At 72.6% G+C, this 17,885-nt stretch carries 17 protein-coding genes; 8 read left to right on the top strand and 9 right to left on the bottom strand.

Annotation, left to right across the window (positions count from 1 at the left end; all coding sequences use genetic code 11):
* Nucleotides 1-4: 4 nt before the first annotated feature.
* Nucleotides 5-727, bottom strand: coding sequence for an ABC transporter ATP-binding protein (locus ABTW72_RS15955; RefSeq protein ID WP_350859350.1), 723 nt, complete (start codon nucleotides 725-727; stop codon nucleotides 5-7).
* Nucleotides 724-1,656: an ABC transporter ATP-binding protein gene (locus tag ABTW72_RS15950; protein ID WP_350859347.1), complete on the bottom strand. Its 933-nt coding sequence runs from the start codon at nucleotides 1,654-1,656 to the stop codon at nucleotides 724-726. Before ABTW72_RS15950 ends, ABTW72_RS15955 begins: the two co-directional genes overlap by 4 nt.
* A gap of 239 nt (nucleotides 1,657-1,895) precedes the next feature.
* Here ABTW72_RS15950 and ABTW72_RS15945 point away from each other — a divergent pair, with 239 nt between their 5' ends.
* On the top strand, nucleotides 1,896-2,888 hold the full coding sequence (locus ABTW72_RS15945; RefSeq protein ID WP_350859344.1) for an NAD-dependent epimerase/dehydratase family protein: 993 nt from the start codon (nucleotides 1,896-1,898) through the stop codon (nucleotides 2,886-2,888).
* Nucleotides 2,889-2,902: 14 nt separating this feature from the next.
* On the opposite strand, the gene ABTW72_RS15940 is transcribed toward ABTW72_RS15945, so the two are convergent.
* On the bottom strand, nucleotides 2,903-3,877 hold the full coding sequence (locus ABTW72_RS15940) for an Acg family FMN-binding oxidoreductase (RefSeq protein WP_350859341.1): 975 nt from the start codon (nucleotides 3,875-3,877) through the stop codon (nucleotides 2,903-2,905).
* 192 nt (nucleotides 3,878-4,069) lie between these two features.
* Between ABTW72_RS15940 and ABTW72_RS15935 the strand changes: the two genes are divergently transcribed.
* Nucleotides 4,070-4,708 carry a response regulator gene (locus ABTW72_RS15935; protein WP_030488585.1) on the top strand — a complete coding sequence of 213 codons (639 nt, stop codon included), beginning with the start codon at nucleotides 4,070-4,072 and terminating at the stop codon, nucleotides 4,706-4,708.
* Nucleotides 4,709-4,723: 15 nt separating this feature from the next.
* On the opposite strand, the gene ABTW72_RS15930 is transcribed toward ABTW72_RS15935, so the two are convergent.
* The 6 genes from ABTW72_RS15930 to ABTW72_RS15905 form a co-directional block, all read right to left on the bottom strand.
* Nucleotides 4,724-6,397, bottom strand: coding sequence for a sensor histidine kinase (locus tag ABTW72_RS15930; protein ID WP_502892215.1), 1,674 nt, complete (start codon nucleotides 6,395-6,397; stop codon nucleotides 4,724-4,726).
* 94 nt (nucleotides 6,398-6,491) lie between these two features.
* The gene (locus ABTW72_RS15925; protein ID WP_350859338.1) at nucleotides 6,492-7,475 is read right to left on the bottom strand and encodes an Acg family FMN-binding oxidoreductase; all 984 of its coding nucleotides are present in this window, start codon (nucleotides 7,473-7,475) and stop codon (nucleotides 6,492-6,494) included.
* A 173-nt stretch (nucleotides 7,476-7,648) separates the two neighbouring features.
* Nucleotides 7,649-8,557 carry a universal stress protein gene (locus ABTW72_RS15920; RefSeq protein ID WP_502892210.1) on the bottom strand — a complete coding sequence of 303 codons (909 nt, stop codon included), beginning with the start codon at nucleotides 8,555-8,557 and terminating at the stop codon, nucleotides 7,649-7,651.
* On the bottom strand, nucleotides 8,518-10,911 hold the full coding sequence (locus ABTW72_RS15915; protein ID WP_350859954.1) for a phosphoketolase family protein: 2,394 nt from the start codon (nucleotides 10,909-10,911) through the stop codon (nucleotides 8,518-8,520). The genes ABTW72_RS15920 and ABTW72_RS15915 overlap by 40 nt, the downstream gene beginning before the upstream one ends.
* A 67-nt stretch (nucleotides 10,912-10,978) precedes the next feature.
* On the bottom strand, nucleotides 10,979-11,839 hold the full coding sequence (locus ABTW72_RS15910; protein WP_350859332.1) for a universal stress protein: 861 nt from the start codon (nucleotides 11,837-11,839) through the stop codon (nucleotides 10,979-10,981).
* A 91-nt stretch (nucleotides 11,840-11,930) separates the two neighbouring features.
* Nucleotides 11,931-12,818 (bottom strand): NmrA/HSCARG family protein, encoded by an 888-nt coding sequence (locus tag ABTW72_RS15905; protein ID WP_350859330.1) that lies wholly within the window; start codon nucleotides 12,816-12,818, stop codon nucleotides 11,931-11,933.
* An 84-nt stretch (nucleotides 12,819-12,902) separates the two neighbouring features.
* Between ABTW72_RS15905 and soxR the strand changes: the two genes are divergently transcribed.
* From soxR to ABTW72_RS15875, 6 genes are all read left to right on the top strand, one after another.
* The gene (gene soxR / locus ABTW72_RS15900) at nucleotides 12,903-13,382 is read left to right on the top strand and encodes a redox-sensitive transcriptional activator SoxR (protein WP_350859328.1); all 480 of its coding nucleotides are present in this window, start codon (nucleotides 12,903-12,905) and stop codon (nucleotides 13,380-13,382) included.
* A gap of 32 nt (nucleotides 13,383-13,414) precedes the next feature.
* The gene (locus ABTW72_RS15895; RefSeq protein ID WP_030336062.1) at nucleotides 13,415-13,651 is read left to right on the top strand and encodes an HTH domain-containing protein; all 237 of its coding nucleotides are present in this window, start codon (nucleotides 13,415-13,417) and stop codon (nucleotides 13,649-13,651) included.
* The gene (locus tag ABTW72_RS15890; RefSeq protein WP_091400793.1) at nucleotides 13,651-14,229 is read left to right on the top strand and encodes a Clp protease N-terminal domain-containing protein; all 579 of its coding nucleotides are present in this window, start codon (nucleotides 13,651-13,653) and stop codon (nucleotides 14,227-14,229) included. Before ABTW72_RS15895 ends, ABTW72_RS15890 begins: the two co-directional genes overlap by 1 nt.
* Before the next feature lie 94 nt (nucleotides 14,230-14,323).
* Nucleotides 14,324-15,328 (top strand): diacylglycerol/lipid kinase family protein, encoded by a 1,005-nt coding sequence (locus ABTW72_RS15885; protein WP_350859325.1) that lies wholly within the window; start codon nucleotides 14,324-14,326, stop codon nucleotides 15,326-15,328.
* On the top strand, nucleotides 15,321-16,322 hold the full coding sequence (locus ABTW72_RS15880) for a YihY/virulence factor BrkB family protein (protein ID WP_350859323.1): 1,002 nt from the start codon (nucleotides 15,321-15,323) through the stop codon (nucleotides 16,320-16,322). The genes ABTW72_RS15885 and ABTW72_RS15880 overlap by 8 nt, the downstream gene beginning before the upstream one ends.
* Nucleotides 16,323-16,391: 69 nt before the next feature.
* Nucleotides 16,392-17,882 (top strand): phosphatase PAP2 family protein, encoded by a 1,491-nt coding sequence (locus ABTW72_RS15875; RefSeq protein ID WP_350859320.1) that lies wholly within the window; start codon nucleotides 16,392-16,394, stop codon nucleotides 17,880-17,882.
* Nucleotides 17,883-17,885: the final 3 nt, after the last annotated feature.

The following is a 17,885-nucleotide window of genomic DNA, read 5'->3' as shown; positions in this document are numbered from 1 at the left end:
CGCGTCACCCGGCGTCCGGCACCGGCGCGTACGGCTGCTCGGCCGCCTGTTCGTCGAGGTGTCCGTCGTGGATGCGGATCACCCGGTCGGCCAGGGCCATCATCACCGCGTCGTGCGTCGAGACCAGTACGGTGACGCCTTCGGATTCCACTATCCCGCGCAGCAGGGCCATCACCGACAGGCCGGTCTCGGCGTCCAGTTGCCCGGTGGGCTCGTCGGCGAGCAGAAGCTGGGGCGAGGCGGCCAGCGCGCGGGCGATCGCCACCCGTTGCTGCTGGCCGCCGGACAGCTCGGCCGGCCGCTGCCGGGCGTGGTCGGCCAGGCCGATCAGCTCCAGCAGCAACTCGACCCGCCGCTCGCGCTCGGTCGGGGCGACGCGGGCCATCCGCAGTGGGGCCGCGACGTTCTCCGCGGCCGAGAGCACCGGGATCAACCCGAAGCTCTGGAAGACGTACGACACCTTCTCGCGCCGCAGCCGGGACAGGCCGTCCTCGTCGAGCGCGGTGACGTCGGTGCCGTCGACGTGCACGGTGCCGGCGTCCGGGCGGTCCAGACCGCCGATGACGTTGAGCAGGGTGGTCTTGCCCGAGCCGGACCGGCCGACGAGCGCCACCATCGAGCCGGCGGCCACGTCGAACGACACCCCGTTCAGGGCGTGTACGACTGTCGGCCCGGTGCGGAAGCGCCGGTGTACACCGCGCACGCTCAGCAGCGGCTCGCTGCTCATTCGCCGCTCCCCGAGTCGGGGCGGATCGTGATGTGGTCGGGTTCCAGGGCCAGCCGGACCCGTCGGGTCAGCGCCAGCGCCTGGCGGAACTCGCGGGGTACCTGGACCCGCCCGGCCCGGTCCATCACGGCGTACTCCTCGGCGATCATGTGCGTGTCGCCCTCGGCGTCGGTGGTGGTGCGGCGCAGCACCTCGCTGCTGGTGCGGCCATCCCGGATCGCGACGGTCCGTTCGACCTGGCCGCTGACCTCCGGATCGTGGGTCACCACGACCACTGTGACGCCGTAGCGCCGGTTGACGTCCCGCAGCACGCCGAAGACCTCCGCGGACGTGGCGGCGTCCAGCTCGCCGGTCGGCTCGTCGGCGAGTAGCACCCGCGGCTGGTTGGCCAGCGCCACCGCGATCGCGACCCGCATCTGCTGCCCTCCGGAGAGTTGCCCGGGGCGGCGATCGGCGCAGTCGGCGACACCGAGGCTGTCCAGCAGCTCGGCCGTGCGCTCCCGGCGCTCCTTCTTCGCGGTGCGGGCCGCCGTCATCGGCAGGTCCACCATCTCCCGTGCGGTCAGGTAGGGGATCAGGTTGCTCGCCGTCTGCTGCCGTACGAACCCGACGGTGTGCCGCCGGTAGTCCACCCGGTCCGCTCGGGACATCGTCAGCAGGTTCCACCGGTCGACCCGGACCCGCCCGGCGGTGGGGGCGTCGATGCCGGCCAGGATGGAGAGCAGTGTCGACTTGCCCGATCCGGAGGCACCGACGACGGCGACCAGCTCACCGCTTCCCACGGCCAGGTCCAGGCCCTGCAGTGCCTGCACCTCGATCGAGCCGGTCTGGTAGATCCGCACCAGGTTCTCGCAGACGATGAGCGCGTCCCGGCCGAACTCGGGTGCCCGCGCGGATGGCTGCGGCAGGGACAGCGGTGTGCTGGACACGCCCTTCTCCGTCCGGGTTGTGCGCCTCGATTGCCCGTGCTGACGCAGATTGAAGCAGTTTCGCAACCGGTGGCTTCGTTGACCATGCCCTGGCCGGCTTTCCTGCATGGCGGACGAGGGGCCGATGTGAACGACCCGACCGGTGTCTCCCGAGCACCGGACCGGGTTCTGCCACGGGCAGATCCGCTGCCGGTGAACAGGGGTGCCCTTCGCCGGCCGGGGCCGGCAGGGTGGAGCGCATGAGACTGCTGGTGCTGGGCGGTACTGGCTTCGTGGGCGGGGCCACTGTCACCGAGGCCGTGCGCCGCGGCTGGTCGGTGACCGTGTTCAACCGAGGGCTGCACGGCACGGTGCCGTCCGGCGTACACCGGTTGCGGGGTGACCGCACCGCGCCGGACGGCCTGGCCGCGCTGGCCGGCGGCGAGTGGGACGTCGCCGTGGACACCTGGGACGGTGCGCCGCGGGCCGCCGGCGACGCCGCCCGCGCCCTGCTCGACGCGGTCGGCCACTACGTGTACGTGTCCAGCGGCTCGGTCTACACCGACCATGCGGCGGCGGGGTTGCATGAGGACTCCCCTGTGGTGGACGCCGACCCGGGCTCCGTCGACGGCGACTACCCGCAGCTCAAGGCCGGTGCCGAGCGCGCGGTGCGGGAGGTGTTCGGTCAGCGCGCGCTGGTCGCGCGGGCCGGCCTGATCCTGGGCCCGGGCGAGGACATCGGTCGGCTGCCCTGGTGGCTACGGCGGGTCGAGCGGGGCGGGGACGTGCTCGCCCCCGCGCCGGCCGACCTGCCGGTGCAGTACATCGACGTCCGCGACCTGGCGGGGTGGATGCTCGACGCGGGCGCCCGGCGGGTGGGCGGCACGTTCAACGCGATCGGTCGTCCGGCGCAGACCACGATGGGTGAGCTGCTCGACGCGTGCGTGGCCGCCACCGGTGCGGACGCCCGGCTGCGGTGGACCGATCCGGCGCCGATCCTCGCCGCCGGGGTGCAGCCGTGGAGCGACCTGCCGATCTGGCTGCCGCGCGGGCACCCGTACCGGGGGTTGCTGGAGCAGGACGTGACCCGGGCGCAAGCCGCCGGGTTGGCCTGCCGGCCGGTGGCCGAGACCGTCGGCGACACCTGGCGCTGGCTGCGCGAGGTCGGTGCGGTTCCGCCGCGCGCCGGGCGACCGCAGCGCAGCTCCGTCGGGCTGGACCCGACCGTGGAGGCCGCCGTGCTCGCCGCCTGACGTGGCCCGGCGGGTCAGGCGGACACCACCGGCAGGTCCAGCACCTCGTCGACGCCACGTCGGGGGGTCGGCCGACCCGGCTGGCCGTACCCGATCCGCAGTGCCATCTGCGGTGTGCCGAACCGGCCCAGGGACAGCCGCAGTTGTTCCCGCGCCGTGGGCACCTCGATGGGCTGGGAGAGCAGCGACACGCTGAGTCCGGCGTCGGTGGCGGTGAGCAGCAGGCGTTGCAGGGCCTGCCCGGCGATCACCTGGTCCACGGCGGTGTTGCCCATCGAGCCCAGCACCCCCACCAGGGGTTCCGGTTCGAAGTCCCGCCCGGGGGCGCGGTCGCGGCCACCGTAGCCGCGCGTCGGGAGGACGTCCTGCGGCTCGCCCCGCGGACCTCCGGCCGAGCCGGGCACACCGTCCGGGGCGGACTCGCGGCGCAGCCACCGTTCCCGTTCGGCCCGGTACGCGGGGTCGCGCTCCAGCACCCGGTGCGCGCTGCGCGCGATCTCCCCGAACGCGGAGACCGCGCTCACCCCGATCAGCAGCTCCAACCAGCACTGCTCGGTACGGGCCGCCTCGCCGAGGTGCCACCGGGCATCGGCCGGCACCGGGTCGGGCCAGAACGGCAGGCGGTTGCTGAACCGGCGCGGGATGGCCGCGTACAGGCTCTGCTCGGCGGGGGTGGGTCGGCGCGGAAGGTCCGGTACCAGCCGAGCCAGCAGGTCCGGCTCGGCCGGGTCGGGGCGCAGCCGCACGCGGGCCGGGACGCCGGCCACGGCCAGGGCGATCCGCAGATTGAACAACGCGGCGCCGCAGGCGATCCGGACACCCCACCCGGACGGGTCGGTCGCAGGCAACCGGCGGGTGGGGTCGGCCAGCACCTCGATGCCGCCGTCGCGCAGCCGTAGCCGCCACGGTTGGGTGTTGTGCAACGACGGTGCCCGAACCGCGTCCACGGCGGCGGTCCGTAGCTGGGCTGCGGTGTAGCCGATGTCCATGGCGGTGCTCCTCTCCGCTGGGCCGGTGGCGGGTGGTGCCGCGGTGCCGGCGTACCTTCACGGTCCATCGTCCGGTGGTCGCCGAGCAGGGCCGGACGTCCCGACCAGTCGGGTCCGAGCGCCCGCCCGCCGCGTGCCGATCGGGACTTTCGGCCCGTGCGGTGGGCGGTGGGATGCGGGTAGAAACGAGGGATGATCCGTGTGTTCCTCCTCGACGACCATGAGGTCGTCCGCCGTGGCCTGGCCGACCTGTTGCAGAGCAGCGGCGACATCGAGGTGGTCGGTGAGTCCGGCTCGGCGCAGGAGGCGGCTCGCCGCATCCCGGCGTTGCGGCCCGACGTGGCGATCCTCGACGCGCGGCTGCCCGACGGCAACGGCATCGACGTGTGCCGTGACGTCCGCGCCGTCGACTCGTCCATCAAGGGCCTGATCCTCACCTCGTACGAGGACGACGAGGCGCTGTTCGCGGCGATCATGGCGGGTGCCGCCGGGTACGTGCTCAAGCAGATCCGTGGCACCGACCTGGTCGACGCGGTGCGCCGCGTCGCGGCCGGGCAGTCGCTGCTCGACCCGGCGATCACCACCCGGGTGCTGGAGCGCATCCGCAACGGCGTCGAGCAGCCGCGCGAGCTGAGGTCGCTCACCGAGCAGGAGCGGCGGATCCTGGAGTACGTGGCCGAGGGGCTGACCAACCGGGAGATCGCCGGGCGGATGTTCCTGGCGGAGAAGACGGTGAAGAACTACGTCTCCAGCGTGCTGGCCAAGCTGGGCCTGGAGCGTCGTACGCAGGCCGCCGTTCTGGCCACGCGTCTGCTCGGCAAAACGCCCTGACCCGGGTCGCGGGAGTCAGTCGCGCAGCGGCACGGCCCAACGCACCTCGGTGCCGTGCGGCTCGGCCGGGGTGATCGTGAAGGTGCCGTCGAGGCGGCTGGCGCGTTCGCGCAGGTTGACCAGGCCACCGCGGGCGTCGGCCGGGTCGCAGCCCACCCCGTTGTCGGTGACCACCACGATGACCTGGCCGGCGTCGACGCGTACGACGACGTCGACGCGGGTGCACCGCGCGTGGCGGACCACGTTCGACAGCGCCTCGCGCAGCACTGCGGTGAGGTCCGGGCGGATGGCGTCCGGCACGGCGCTGTCCACCGGCCCGGTCAGCTCCAGGTGCGGCTTGAAGCCCAGCGCTTCGGCGGCCGCCTCGATCTCCGCACGGATCTCGGTGCGCAGCTCCGAGGTCATCGGCGTACGCAGCTCGAAGATCGTCCGGCGGATGTCCCGGATGGTGGCGTCCAGATCGTCGACGGCCGCGTTGATCCGCTTGGCCAACTCGGGGCGGGCCATCGGTGCGGCGCTCTGGAGTTGCAGGCCGGTGGCGAAGAGCCGTTGGATCACCACGTCGTGCAGGTCGCGGGCGATCCGCTCGCGGTCCTCGAGGACCACCAGCAGTTCCCGTTCCTCCTGGCCGCGCGCCCGTTCCATCGCCAGCGCGGCCTGCCCGGCGAAGCTGCCCAGCAGCGTCAGATCCTCCTCGCTGGCGCCACCGCCGCGCTCCGGCCGGTGCGCCACGATCAGCACCCCGTGCAGCGTCTCGGCGGTGGCGAGTGGTGAGATCATCGCCGGGCCGGTGTGCAACAGCGCAGGCCACGGCGCGGCGTGCGCCAGGTCGTCCACCTGGTCGTGCCGGCCCTGGGCGACAGCCGCGCCGAAGCTGGTGTCGACGGCGGGAAGGACCGCGCCGACGAGCGCGAGGGCCTGCTCGTCGACGCCGTCGACCACCTCCACGGAGAACTGCTCGGTGTCGTTGTCGTAGAGCAGCACCAGCGCCAGCTCGGCCTCGGAGACCTCGCGGGCTCGGCGGGCGACCAACGCCAACGCGTCGGTACGACGTACCTCGCCCAGCAGCACCGTGGTGATCTCGGCGGTGGCGGCGAGCCAGCGTTCCCGCCGGTGCGCCAGGGCGTACAGGCGGGCGTTCTCGATGGCCACGCCGGCGGCGGCGGCGAGCGCGACGACGATCTCCTCGTCGTCCTCGGTGAACTCCGCGCCGCCCTGCTTCTCCGCCAGGTAGAGGTTGCCGAAGATCTGGTCGCGGATGAGGACCGGCACGCCCAGGAAGCTGTGCATGGGCGGGTGGTTGGCCGGGAACCCGTAGGAGCGGGGGTGCTGGGTGATGTCGGGCATCCGCAGCGGCCGGGGATCGTCGATGAGCAGGCCGAGCACGCCCCGCCCGTGCGGCAGGTCGCCGATCCGCTCGTGCTGCTCGGGCGTGACGCCGTGGACGATGAAGTCGTGCAGCAGCCGGTCCGGGCCGACCACGCCGAGCGCGCCGTACCGGGCGCCGACCAACTCGCAGGCCGCCTGCACGATGCGTTGCAGGGTGGTGCGCAGATCCAGGTTGGTGCCGATGCCGACCACCGCGTCGAGCAGGGCCCGCAGGCGCTCCCGGCTGGTCACCACCTCACCGACCCGGACCAGCATCTCCTGCAACAACTCGTCGAGACGGACCCGCGACAGCGGGCTCAGCCCGAGCGACGGTGCCGGGGACGGTTCCTGACGGGGCAACGGCGCGCTGGTCACCGGGGGATGGTAGCGCCGGTGCCGTTCGTCGCCGGACCCGTCAACGGACGGCGGAGGTGTCGACGACCTGCGCGGTGGTCAACCGTGGGGTGTGCGGCGGGCCGGAGTGTGCCGGGTCCGCGATGCCCAACCGCAGCACGAGGTACGGAAAGCCGATCCCGGAGAGCAGCTGCCGCAGGGTCTGCCGGGTGCCCGGCACCTCCACCACCGCACTGAGCGGCACCACTGACACGCCGAGGCGGGTGGCGGTCAGCCAACCGGCGGAGAGCGCCTCGCCGGCACGCAACCAGCTGTCCCGTTCGTCCTCGTCGCCGTGCAGCATCGCGTACACCGCCATCCGGTCGTGGCCCGGGCCCATCGGCAGGCTGCCGGGACGGCCGAAGTCCCGGACCGGCACGGTGGTCTGCGCGGGCTGCTCGGGCAGCACCTCCGCCGGCAGACCGGTGCCCGAGCCGGCCCGGCTGGTCCAGTACGCCAGCTCGGTGCGCAGCTCCGGGTCCTCGGCCTCGACGGTGTCGGCGTGCGCGGCGGTGGCGGCCAGCTCCAACAACTGGTCACGGTCGAGGATCTGCAACCGGCAGCCCTCCGCGTTGACCGCCCGGGTGATCTCCTCGATCGCCGAGGGCGGAACCGGCTCGTCGCTGACCGGCCGCCGGTCGGTGTGTCGCACCCGCATGCACTGCACCATGCGCATGGCGTCCGGGTCGGCCCCGGTCTGGCTGAGGTCGGTCAGCCGGGCCAGCAGCTCGCTGTCGCCCGGGTCGGGCAACCGTTCCACCACGACGCGCCACCCCTCGGCGGCCAGCGCCAGTCGGGCGTGGTGCAGGGCGGTGCCGCAGCTGACCGCCAGCAGTCGCCCCTCGGGGTCGCTGGCGGCGAGCTGTCGGTCGGCGACCGAGCGCAGCTCCAACGCGTCGGGCAGCACCCGCCAGCGCCACGGCTGGGTGTTGTGCACCGAGGGGGCGTGGCCTGCGGTGGCGGCGGCCTCCGCCAGCGCGGTGGTCAGCTGACTTTCCTGACTCATGGTCACGACCTTTCCGTCTCTGCTCATCGTGCCGTACGGCGCGTCGCCGCGCCCGGGGGTTGCCGCCTCATCCTGTGGCCTTCGGCGCTGTGCCCGCAGGGCCACAGGTCCTGATCCCGTCGGGTCGTTGGGCCCGCCCGCTGCGCCTGGCCGCCGCGACGATGACGCTGTGGTCAGCGTTCGCGGACCACGGCGACCGGGCAGGCGGCGTGTTGGATGAGCTGTTGACTGACCGAGCCGAGCAGCATGCCGGCCAGCCCGCCCCGGCCCCGGCTGCCGACCACGACCAGCCGCGCGTCCCGACTCGCCTCGATCAGCATCGCCGACGGGCTTGTCGACTCCAGGTCGACGGTCACCGCCAGCTCGGGGAATGTTCGCCGCCACGGCTCCAGTGCCTGCTCCACTGCGGCCCGCTCGTCGGGCACCCCGGCCGCCCCGCCGGGGCCCGGTGTCCAGGCGTGCAGGACGCGCAGCGGCAGCCGCCGCTGTGCCGCCCGTTCGGCCGCGAAGCCGAGCGCCACCAGCGACGGTTCCGAGCCGTCCACCCCGACCGCCACCGGGCGCCCCGACGTGTCGGTCGCGGCGCTGCCGGCCCCGTCCCGGACCACCACGACCGGGCAGTGGGCGTGCGCGGCGACCGAGACCGCCGTCGACCCGGCCAGCAGGCCCCCGAAGCCGCCGTGACCCCGGCTGCCCAGCACCAGCATCCCCGCCTCCGCCGAGCGTTCCTGCAACACCAGCGCGGGCGGCCCGTCGTACACCTCGCCGGTGATCCGCAGCCCGGGGTTCGCCGCGGTGGCGTCCGCCGCGGCCCTGCCGACCAGGTCCTCGACCTGCCGGCGGGCGGTGTCGTCCGGCCACACGCCGGGGGCCACGCCCGGGCCGACCCAACTGGCCACGGTCAGCCATTCGAAGACGTACGCCAGCCGCACCGGCTGGCCGCTGTGCCGCGCCTCCTCCACGGCCCAGTTCAGGGCCACCGAGGCGTCTGTGGAGCCGTCGTAGCCGACCAGGATCTCCGCGTCGCGCACGTCGTCCTCCTTCAGGGGGTGGTCGGGTCGGTTTCGCGGACCCAGCGCCATTCGGCGACCTGGGGGTCGTCCTCGCCGTACTGGCGGGTGTAGTCGCGGGCTGCCTGTCGGGCGTCGACCATCCGTTGGCGCAGGTGCGCGGCGCTGGCGGCCAGCCCGGGCACCCGGTCGATGACGTCGATGACCAGGTGGAAGCGGTCCAGGTCGTTGAGCATCACCATGTCGAACGGAGTGGTGGTGGTGCCCTCCTCCTTGTAACCGCGCACGTGCAGGTTCTCGTGGTTGGTGCGGCGGTAGGTGAGACGGTGGATCAGCCACGGATATCCGTGGTACGCGAAGATGATCGGCCGGTCCTCGGTGAAGATGGTGTCGAACTCGTTGTCGGTCAGGCCGTGTGGGTGCTCGGTGTCCGGCTGGAGTCGCATCAGGTCGACCACGTTGACCAGGCGCACCTTCAACGTCGGCAGGTTCTGGCGCAGCAGCTCGACGGCGGCCAACGTCTCCAGGGTCGGCACGTCTCCGCAGCAGGCGAGCACCACGTCCGGTTCGGTGCCGCCGTCGTTGCTGGCCCATTCCCAGATGCCCAGGCCACGCCGGGTGTGCTGGATCGCCTCGGTCATCGTCAACCAGTTCGGGGCGGCCTGCTTACCGGCCACCACCACGTTGATGTAGTGCCGGCTGCGCAGGCAGTGGTCCATCGTGGCGAGCAGCGTGTTGGCGTCCGGCGGCAGATAGACCCGCACCACCTCGGCCTTCTTGTTGACGACGTGGTCGATGAAGCCCGGGTCCTGGTGGGAGAAGCCGTTGTGGTCCTGCCGCCAGACGTGGCTGGAGAGCAGGTAGTTCAGCGAAGCGATCGGCTGCCGCCAGGGGATGGCCCGGGTCACCTTCAGCCACTTGGCGTGCTGGTTGAGCATCGAGTCGACGATGTGGATGAACGCCTCGTAGCTGGTGAACACGCCGTGCCGGCCGGTCAGCAGGTAGCCCTCCAGCCAGCCCTGGCACAGGTGCTCGGAGAGCACCTCCATGACCCGCCCGTCGGGGGAGAGGTGGTCGTCGCCGGGCACTGTGGCGGCCACCCAGGCCCGGCCGGTCACCTCGAACGCCGCACCCAGCCGGTTGGACGCGACCTCGTCCGGGCCGAACAGCCGGAACGTCTCCGGGTTGGCGCTGATGACGTCGCGGATCCACGGGCCGAGCACCCCGGTCGCGCCGGCGATCGGCGTACCCGGCTCGGGAACCTCAACGCCGTAGTCACGAAAGTCCGGCAGGGTCAGGTCGCGCAGCACCACGCCGCCGTTGGTGACCGGGTTGGCGCTCATCCGCCGGTCACCTCGCGGCGGCAGCGTCAGCAGCTCCTCCACCGGCGCGCCGGTCGCGTCGAACAGCTCCTCCGGCCGGTAGCTGCGCAGCCAGTGCTCCAGTTCGGCCCGGTGCGCCGGGTTGTCGCGTACGCCCGACAGCGGCACCTGGTGGGCGCGGTAGGTGCCCTCGACCTGGGTGCCGTCGACCTCGCGCGGGCCGGTCCAGCCCTTCGGCGTCCGCAGAATGATCATCGGCCAGCGGGGGCGTTCGACGACGCTTCCGGAGCGGGCCCGCCGCTGGATCTCGGCGATCTCGCCCAGCACACGGTCCAGCGTCGCGGCGAGGGCCCGGTGCACCCGGGCGGGCTCGTCACCGGCCACCACGTACGGCTGGTAGCCGGACCCGCGCATGAGGTCGAGCAGGTCGGCCTCGGGGATCCGGGACAGCACGGTCGGGTTGGCGATCTTGTAGCCGTTGAGGTGCAGGATGGGCAGCACCGCGCCGTCGCGCGCCGGGTTGAGGAACACGTCGGAGAGCCAACTGCCGGCCAGCGGCCCGGTCTCCGCCTCGCCGTCGCCGATCACGCAGGCCACCAGCAGGTCCGGGTGGTCGAACGCGGCGCCGTAGGCGTGGCTCAACGCGTACCCGAGTTCGCCGCCCTCGTGGATCGAACCTGGCACGTCCGCCGCGACATGGCTGGGGATGCCGCCCGGGAAGGAGAACTGGCGGAAGAGCCGGGACATCCCGGCCTCGTCGCGGGCCACGTCGTGGTAGCGCTCCGACCAGGTGCCCTCCAGCCAGGTGTTGGCCACGATGGCCGGCCCGCCGTGACCGGGGCCGGTGACCAGCATGGCGTTGAGGTCGCGCGCCACGATCAGCCGGTTGAGGTGGGCGTAGATCAGGTTGAGGCCGGGGCTGGTGCCCCAGTGCCCGAGCAGCCGGGGCTTGATGTCGTCGGGGGTCAGCGGCTCGCGCAGCAGCGGATTGTCCAGCAGGTAGATCTGCCCGACGGTGAGGTAGTTCGCGGCGCGCCAGTAGGCGTCCAGCCGGCGCAGCTCGTCGTCGGTGAGGGCGCGGTGCACGTCGAGAGCGGTCTCCATCATGCTGCCTCTCGCGGGTAGGAGTGGGGCGTCCGGTGTCCAGCCTGGTCACCGCGGACGCCCCGGGTCAGGGCCGTTGGTCCCTCGTCGGGTGGGCACCAGGCCCGGTCAGCGGCGCCTCGGCCAGGCCGCGGACGACGACCACCGGGGCGGGGGAGTGGTAGAGCAGGGACTGGGCGACAGCGCCCAGCATGGCCCGGCCCGGTTCGTCGCCGCGGGCGGCGACCAGCGCCACCTGCGCGTTGCGGGAGGTGTCGATCAGCACCTCGGCGGGGTCGCCGCGTACCACGCGACACTCGGTCGGCACGGTGTTGTCGCGGCCGGTGTGCCGGGCCAGCGCCTCGGTGAGCTGCTCTGCGACCGCGTCGGTGTCCTCGTCGTACTCCACCACCCGCAGGGCCAGCAGTCGGGCGTCGCGGCGGGCCGCGCACTCCACGGCCCACTGCAGGGCGAGGTGTGAGCTGGGCGAGCCGTCCACCCCCACCAGCACCGGGCCCTGCGGTGGCGGCTCACGCCGGACCACCAACAGGGGGCAACCGGCCCGGGCGGCCAACTGCACGGCGGTCGTCTCGGCCGGAACGCCCTGACCGCTGCCCGCCATGCCGCTGTCGCCGACGGCCAGCAGGAAGGTGCTCTCCGAGCGGCGGATGAGGGTGGGCAGCATCGAGCTCTCGACGATCTCCCCGCGTACGGTCAGCCCCGGCTCGGTCTGGTGGGCGAGCTGGGCGGCGCGGGTGATCAGGTTTTCGGCCTGGTCGCGGGGTGCGGCGACGGTGTCCGCGGCGAAGGCCGCGTGCCAGTCGAAGGTGTGCAGCAGGTGCAGTGGCCGGCTGTGGTCGGCGGCCTCCTGCGCGGCCTGTTCGACCACCGGGAGGTCGCGTTCCGACCCGAGGCCGACCAGCACCGCTGCGTCGGCGGGTGCGGCCATCCGATATCACCTCCCGGGCGTCGCGCCCGGCACGACCAAGCTGTCCTGACCGAGGGTAGTCGGATGAGCACGGTGGCGTTGCGTCGTTGGGTTATCGCCCGCTCGCCCGGGTGGAGAGGACCCGGTCCCAGTCGACAGTGCGCGCCCAGTCGGCGTAGCGGTGCCAGGCGACGTCGGGGTACGCGGCGTGCAGCGCGTCGACGTCGACGAAGTCGGTGTTGTCCTCGAAGCGTTGGAACATGTCGGCGATCTCGTTGCCGGCCCACTGCTGGACCTGATCCAACGGCAGCTGTCGGTACGGGATCTCACGGCCGAGCACGTCGCTGAGGACGCGGGCCGCCTCCTCGCCGGTCACCCGGTCGGAGACGACGTCGATCCGCTCGCCGACGAACCGATCGGGGTGCTCGACGGCGTGCACGGCGAGGCCGGCGATGTCCCGGACGGTGACCTGGTCCAGCGGCTTGCCCCCGGAGAGCGGGTTGGCCAGGACGCCGTCGGTGAGGCGGCTGAACCCGGTGTTCAGGACGTTCTCCATGAAGTACACCGGTCCGAGGACGGTCGCGCGTACCTGCTGCTTTCGCAGGTACGCCTCGACGTGCTGTTTGCTGTCGGCGTGGTCGATGTCGGACTCGACCATCCGGTCGGCGCCGCGTACCGAGGAGTAGACGAGGTGCGCCTCGGCCCGCGCCGCCGCGTCGACCAGGAGGCGACCCTGGGCGATCTCCTCGTTCTTCCCACCGGATCCGAACGGCACGGACAGTCCGAAGATCGCGTCGACGGCGTGGGCGGCGTCGGCGAGCGCCACCGGGTCGCCCAGGTCACCGGTGACGAGCCGTGCTCCCGCTGCGGACAGCGCCCGGGCGGGCGGCGACTCGGGTGAGCGGACATAGGCGGTCACCTCGTGGCCGTGCTGGAGCAGCAGATCGGCGACGGCGCCGCCCTGCTGCCCGGTGGCGCCGATGACGAGAACTGTGGTCACAGAGGGGCTCCTTGTTCGCGGTTCGGGGACGCCGCTGATCCTCTGGCCTCAACCACGGTTGAGGTCAAGCGGTACGGTCGATCAATGCCGAGGCCCCGCACCACGTTTCACGAACTCACCGTCGGGCAGGTCGCCGACCGCAGCGGTGTCGCCATCTCGGCGCTGCATTTCTACGAGCGCAAGGGCCTCATCCGCAGCACGCGGACGGCGAGCAACCAGCGCCGGTACGGCCGCGACACCCTGCGGCGGGTCGCGTTCATCCGGGCCTCCCAGAACGTGGGCATCTCGCTGACGGCGATCCGCGAAGCCCTGGATCAGCTGCCCAGCGAACGCACCCCGACCCCCGACGACTGGGCCCGGCTGTCGGCGGCCTGGCGTACCGAACTCGACGCGCGGATCGCGCAGTTGCAGGCGCTCCGCGACGACCTCAGCGATTGCATCGGCTGTGGCTGCCTGTCGTTGCGGGCCTGCCATCTGACCAACCCCCGCGACGTGCTCGGCCGTGAGGGCGCCGGAGCGCGCCGGTTGCTGTCGCCGCGAACCGATCGCGTCAACCAGGGTTGACACGGGGGGGCTTGTCAACGTATGTTGACGGCATGAGTCAGGCGACAGAACTCGCGGCGGCAGCCGGCAGCACCGACCCCCGGGTCGGGCTGCGCGCCGTCCGCGCGCTACGCCGGCTGCTCGAGCGGCTCGAGGTGGTCCAGGTCGACAACGCCCGACGACAGGGCTGGTCCTGGCAGGAGATCGCCGACACGCTCGAGGTCAGCCGGCAGGCAGTGCACAAGAAGCACGCCGGGCGACCGGCGGTCAACTCATCCTGGGAGGCGTGATGTTCGAACGATTCACCGACCGGGCGCGCGACGTGGTGCGACGGGCGCTGGAGGAGGCGCGGGTCGAGGGCCAGCGCCCGGTCGGCACCGAGCACCTGCTGCTCGCCCTGCTCGCCGACGAGGCCGGGCTGGCCAGCCGGGTGCTCGCCGACGCCGGGGTACGCGCCGACGACCTGCGCGAACGCGTCCGCCGGCACACCGCCAACGGCGGCGCGGGTCTCGGTGACGCGGACGCGGCGGCGCTGCGGGAGATCGGCATCGACCTGGCCGCGATCGTTGCCCGCATCGAGCAGTCCTTCGGCCCGGACGCGCTACGGGAGGCGGTGCCGGCGCCGCGCCGCCGCTGGGGTCGTAAGCGGTACCTCGGCGGCCCGTTCTCGCCGCGCTCGAAGAAGGTGCTGGAGCTGTCGCTGCGGGAGGCCCTGCGCCTGCGCCACCGCCACATCGGCACCGAGCACATCCTGCTCGGGGTGCTCCGGGAGGGCAACGGGCTGGGGGCTCTGGTGCTCACCGAGTCCGGGGTCGACCTCGATGATCTGCGCCGGCGGGTGGAGCTTGCGCTGCGCGCGGCGGCCTGACGGGTGGGGGCCGGGTTGAAACCTGTCTGTGGCACTTCCGACGCGCGCCGGTCGCCGGGTCGCTGAAGCCGTCCGGGTGCTGCACACTGGCGCCGTGGATGCTGGACAGGACAGGCGGCCCTCGGGCGGCGACGGCGGGTTGCGCTCCGCTGTGGTGGTCAACCCGGTCAAGGTCGACGATCTCGACGAGTTGCGCCGTACCGTCGACGACGCCCTGACCGCGGCCGGCTGGCCCGCGCCGCAGTGGTACGAGACGACCGTCGACGACCCGGGTCGCGGCCAGACCGAGCAGGCCGTCAAGGCCGGCGTCGACCTGGTCTTCGCCTGCGGGGGCGACGGCACCGTGATGTCCTGCGTCAGCGGGTTGGTCGGCACCGATGTGGCCCTCGCCGTGCTGCCGCAGGGCACCGGCAACCTGCTCGCCGCCAACCTGGGGCTCTCCACCGACCTGGCCGCCGGGTTGCAGGTCGCCGTCGAACGCGGCCGACGGCTGCTCGATGTCGGCGCTGTCGAGGACAAGTACTTCACCGTGATGGCCGGCATGGGCTTCGACGCCCAGATGCTCGAAGCCACCAACGAGACCACCAAGGCCCGCATCGGCTGGCCGGCGTACGTGATGGGTGCCGCCCGCCACCTACGGGACCGGCCGATGCGGGTGCAGATCCGCATCGACGACCGGCCGCCGGTGCGCCGCCGGGCCCGTTCGGTCCTGATCGCCAATGTCGGCCGCCTCCAGGGCGGCGTGACCCTGCTGACCGAGGCCGAGCCGGACGACGGCTGGCTCGACGTCGCCGTGCTCACCCCGCGCAGCCTGCGGCACTGGCTCGCGCTCGGCTGGGCGGTGATCCGCCGCAGCGGCCAGGTGCCGCGGATGGAGGTGTACCGGGGGCGGCGCGTCGTGGTCACCAGCAACCGGGCGCAGCCCCGGGAGCTGGACGGCGACCTCATCTCCCCGGGTCGGCAGCTGCACGCCGAGGTTCGGCCCGAGGCGCTCTGGCTCTGCGTCCCCCAGCCCGAGGACGCCCCCGACCTGGCCGTCGACGCGCAAGGTGCCGGGGAGCGGGGCGAGCAGCTGATCGAGGAAGCCCGCAGTGAGTAGTACCCGGATCGTGCCGGAGACCCGGCTGATGGCCGACGAGGAGTTGTCCGCCGACGACGCCTGGCACACACTGCGCGGGCAGGGTGGCTGGCACCTGCTGCGGGACGCGTTCATCCGGTTCCGGTACGGCGACGGGTTCAGCCACTCCCGGGCCTTCGCGCTGCAACTCTGCCTCGCCGTGGTGCCCTTCCTGATCGCCCTCACCGGCCTGATCAGCGAGCTGGGCGTCGAGGAGGGCGGCCAGGTGGTCGCCGACACCGTCCTGGCGCTCACCCCAGGCCAGAGCGCACAGATGGTCTCCGAGCTGCTCGGCGAGGGCGAACGCGTCGAGGACGCCGGGGAGCTGGCGCTCACCCTCGGTCTGCTCACCGGCCTGTTCGCGCTCACCACCACGATGGCCCAGATCGAGCGGGGTGCCAACCGCATCTACGGCGTCGAGCGGGACCGCCCGGCGCTGCGCAAGTACCTGCGGGCCGCCGTGCTGGCCGTCACCGCCGGCCTGCCCGCGCTCGCCGGCTTCCTGATCCTGGTCGGCGGCGGCGCGATGGGCGACTCGGTCCGCGAACACTACGAGTGGGGCGAACTCGCCAACGGGATCTGGGACGTCATCCGGTTCCCGCTGAGCCTCGCGTTGACCGTCATAGCCGTGGCCGTGCTGTTCCGACACGCGCCGCGCCGCAACCAGCCCGGCCTGTCCTGGCTGTTGTTCGGCGCCGGCATCGCCACGGCGCTGTGGTGGCTGGCCAGCCTGCTGCTCGCCGCGTACGTGCGGTTCAGTGACGGTTTCGGGCAGACCTACGGCGCTCTGACCGGCATGATGGCGCTGCTGCTCTGGGCCAACCTGACCGGGATGGCGCTCTTCGGCGGGCTGTCCTTCGCCGCCCAGTTGGAGGCGCTGCGCATCGGTGTGCAGGAGCCCGCCCAACCGGACCTGTGGGAGCCCGACCCGGACCGCGCCGAGCTGTACGACACCGGGGACATGTCGGCGCTCTAGCGGCACCGGCGTGTACGACGGACGCGGATCGGGTAATGCGCCTCGCCAGACAGATAAGGGAGGTGCGGGGTGACCGCGGTCAAAGAGGTGGCGCGCCGTCCGATCGGTCATTTCGCCGAACGGAGCATTGCCGGTCTGGTGGCCGTCACCGGTGCCGGGGTGGCCTTCGGGCTGCTGTTGTTGCTCGTCCGGGTGCAGTGGAGCCCGTTGCAGGATGTCGACCACGGGCTCGCCGAGTGGTTCAACGGGCTCGTCGCCCCGCACCACGCGCTGGTCACCGTGCTCCAGGCGGTGACGGACCTGGGCGGCCGACCGATCCTCATCTGGCTGGTCACCATCGCCGTGGTCGGGCTGCTGATCCGACGGCAGCCCCGACTCGCCGTCTACCTGATCATCACGGGGGTCGGTGGCCTGATCCTCGACCCGTCACTGAAGACGCTTGTCGGCCGGCTCCGCCCGGTCGTGGACGTGCCCATCGCCAGCGCGCCCGGCAACAGTTTCCCGAGCGGGCACGCGCTCGGCTCGTTCGTCGCGTACGGAGCGCTGCTGCTGGTGTTCCTGCCGGCGATGGCGCCCCGCTGGCGCAAGCCGGCCATCGTCGGCGTCGGTGTGCTGGTGGCACTGGTCGGGCTGACCCGGATCGCGCTGGGCGTGCACTTCGTCTCCGACGTGCTGGCCGCCTGGCTGCTCGGGGCCGCCTGGCTGGGCGTCACCGCGTACGCCTTCCGACTGTGGCGGCGGGAGCGGGGGCGGCCGGTGCCGCCGCTGACCGAGGGCCTGGAGCCGGAGGCGGGGCACGACATCGCCCCCGCCCCGGCCGAGGAGCACGTGTTGGCCCACCCCCGCTCGGCGGTGGCCGAGCTGCTGGTCGGCTGGGTGATCGTGTTCGGGGCGCTGTACGGCTTCGGCATGTACGTCAGCTACCACGCCAAGGGCACCTTCTTCGACACCCTCGACACCAAGGTGCCGCAGTGGTTCGCCGAGCGGCACACCGAGGTGCTGACCGACGTCAGCTGGTGGTGGAGCAAGTTCGGTGACACCCATGCCATCCTGCTGATCTCGCTGGTGTTCTGCCCGCTGGTGCTGGCGGTGTGGCGGCGCTGGCGCCCGGTGCTCTTCGTGGCGTTGGCGATGGTGGGTGAGCTGACCCTCTTCCTCGCGTCGGCCCGCGCGGTCGACCGGCCGCGTCCGCCGGTGGAGAACCTGGACGGGCAGATGCCCACCTCGTCGTTCCCGTCCGGGCACATCGCGGCCACGATCTGCGTCTGGCTGGCGATCACTCTCGTCGTGTTCCCGCGTACCGACCGGTGGTGGCGTTGGATCTTCGTGGCGCTGGCCGTGCTCATGCCGGTCGGGGTGGCCACCTCCCGGATGTACCGGGGCATGCACCACCCGACCGACTTCATGGGCGCGATCCTGCTCTCCGCGCTCTGGATCGGCTTGCTCTACCTGGTGATCCGACCGAACGAGGACCTGAAGGAAGGCAACCGACCGGCCATCGAGTCGGAGGACGTGGGCAGCCTGGACGACGAGCTGGCGCGGGCCGGCCGAGCCGACTAGGCG

The organism is Micromonospora sp. NPDC127501 (assembly GCF_040302185.1).
In the GTDB taxonomy this organism is placed as follows: Bacteria; Actinomycetota; Actinomycetes; order Mycobacteriales; family Micromonosporaceae; genus Micromonospora.
This window is presented reverse-complemented; position numbering and strand designations above follow the sequence as displayed.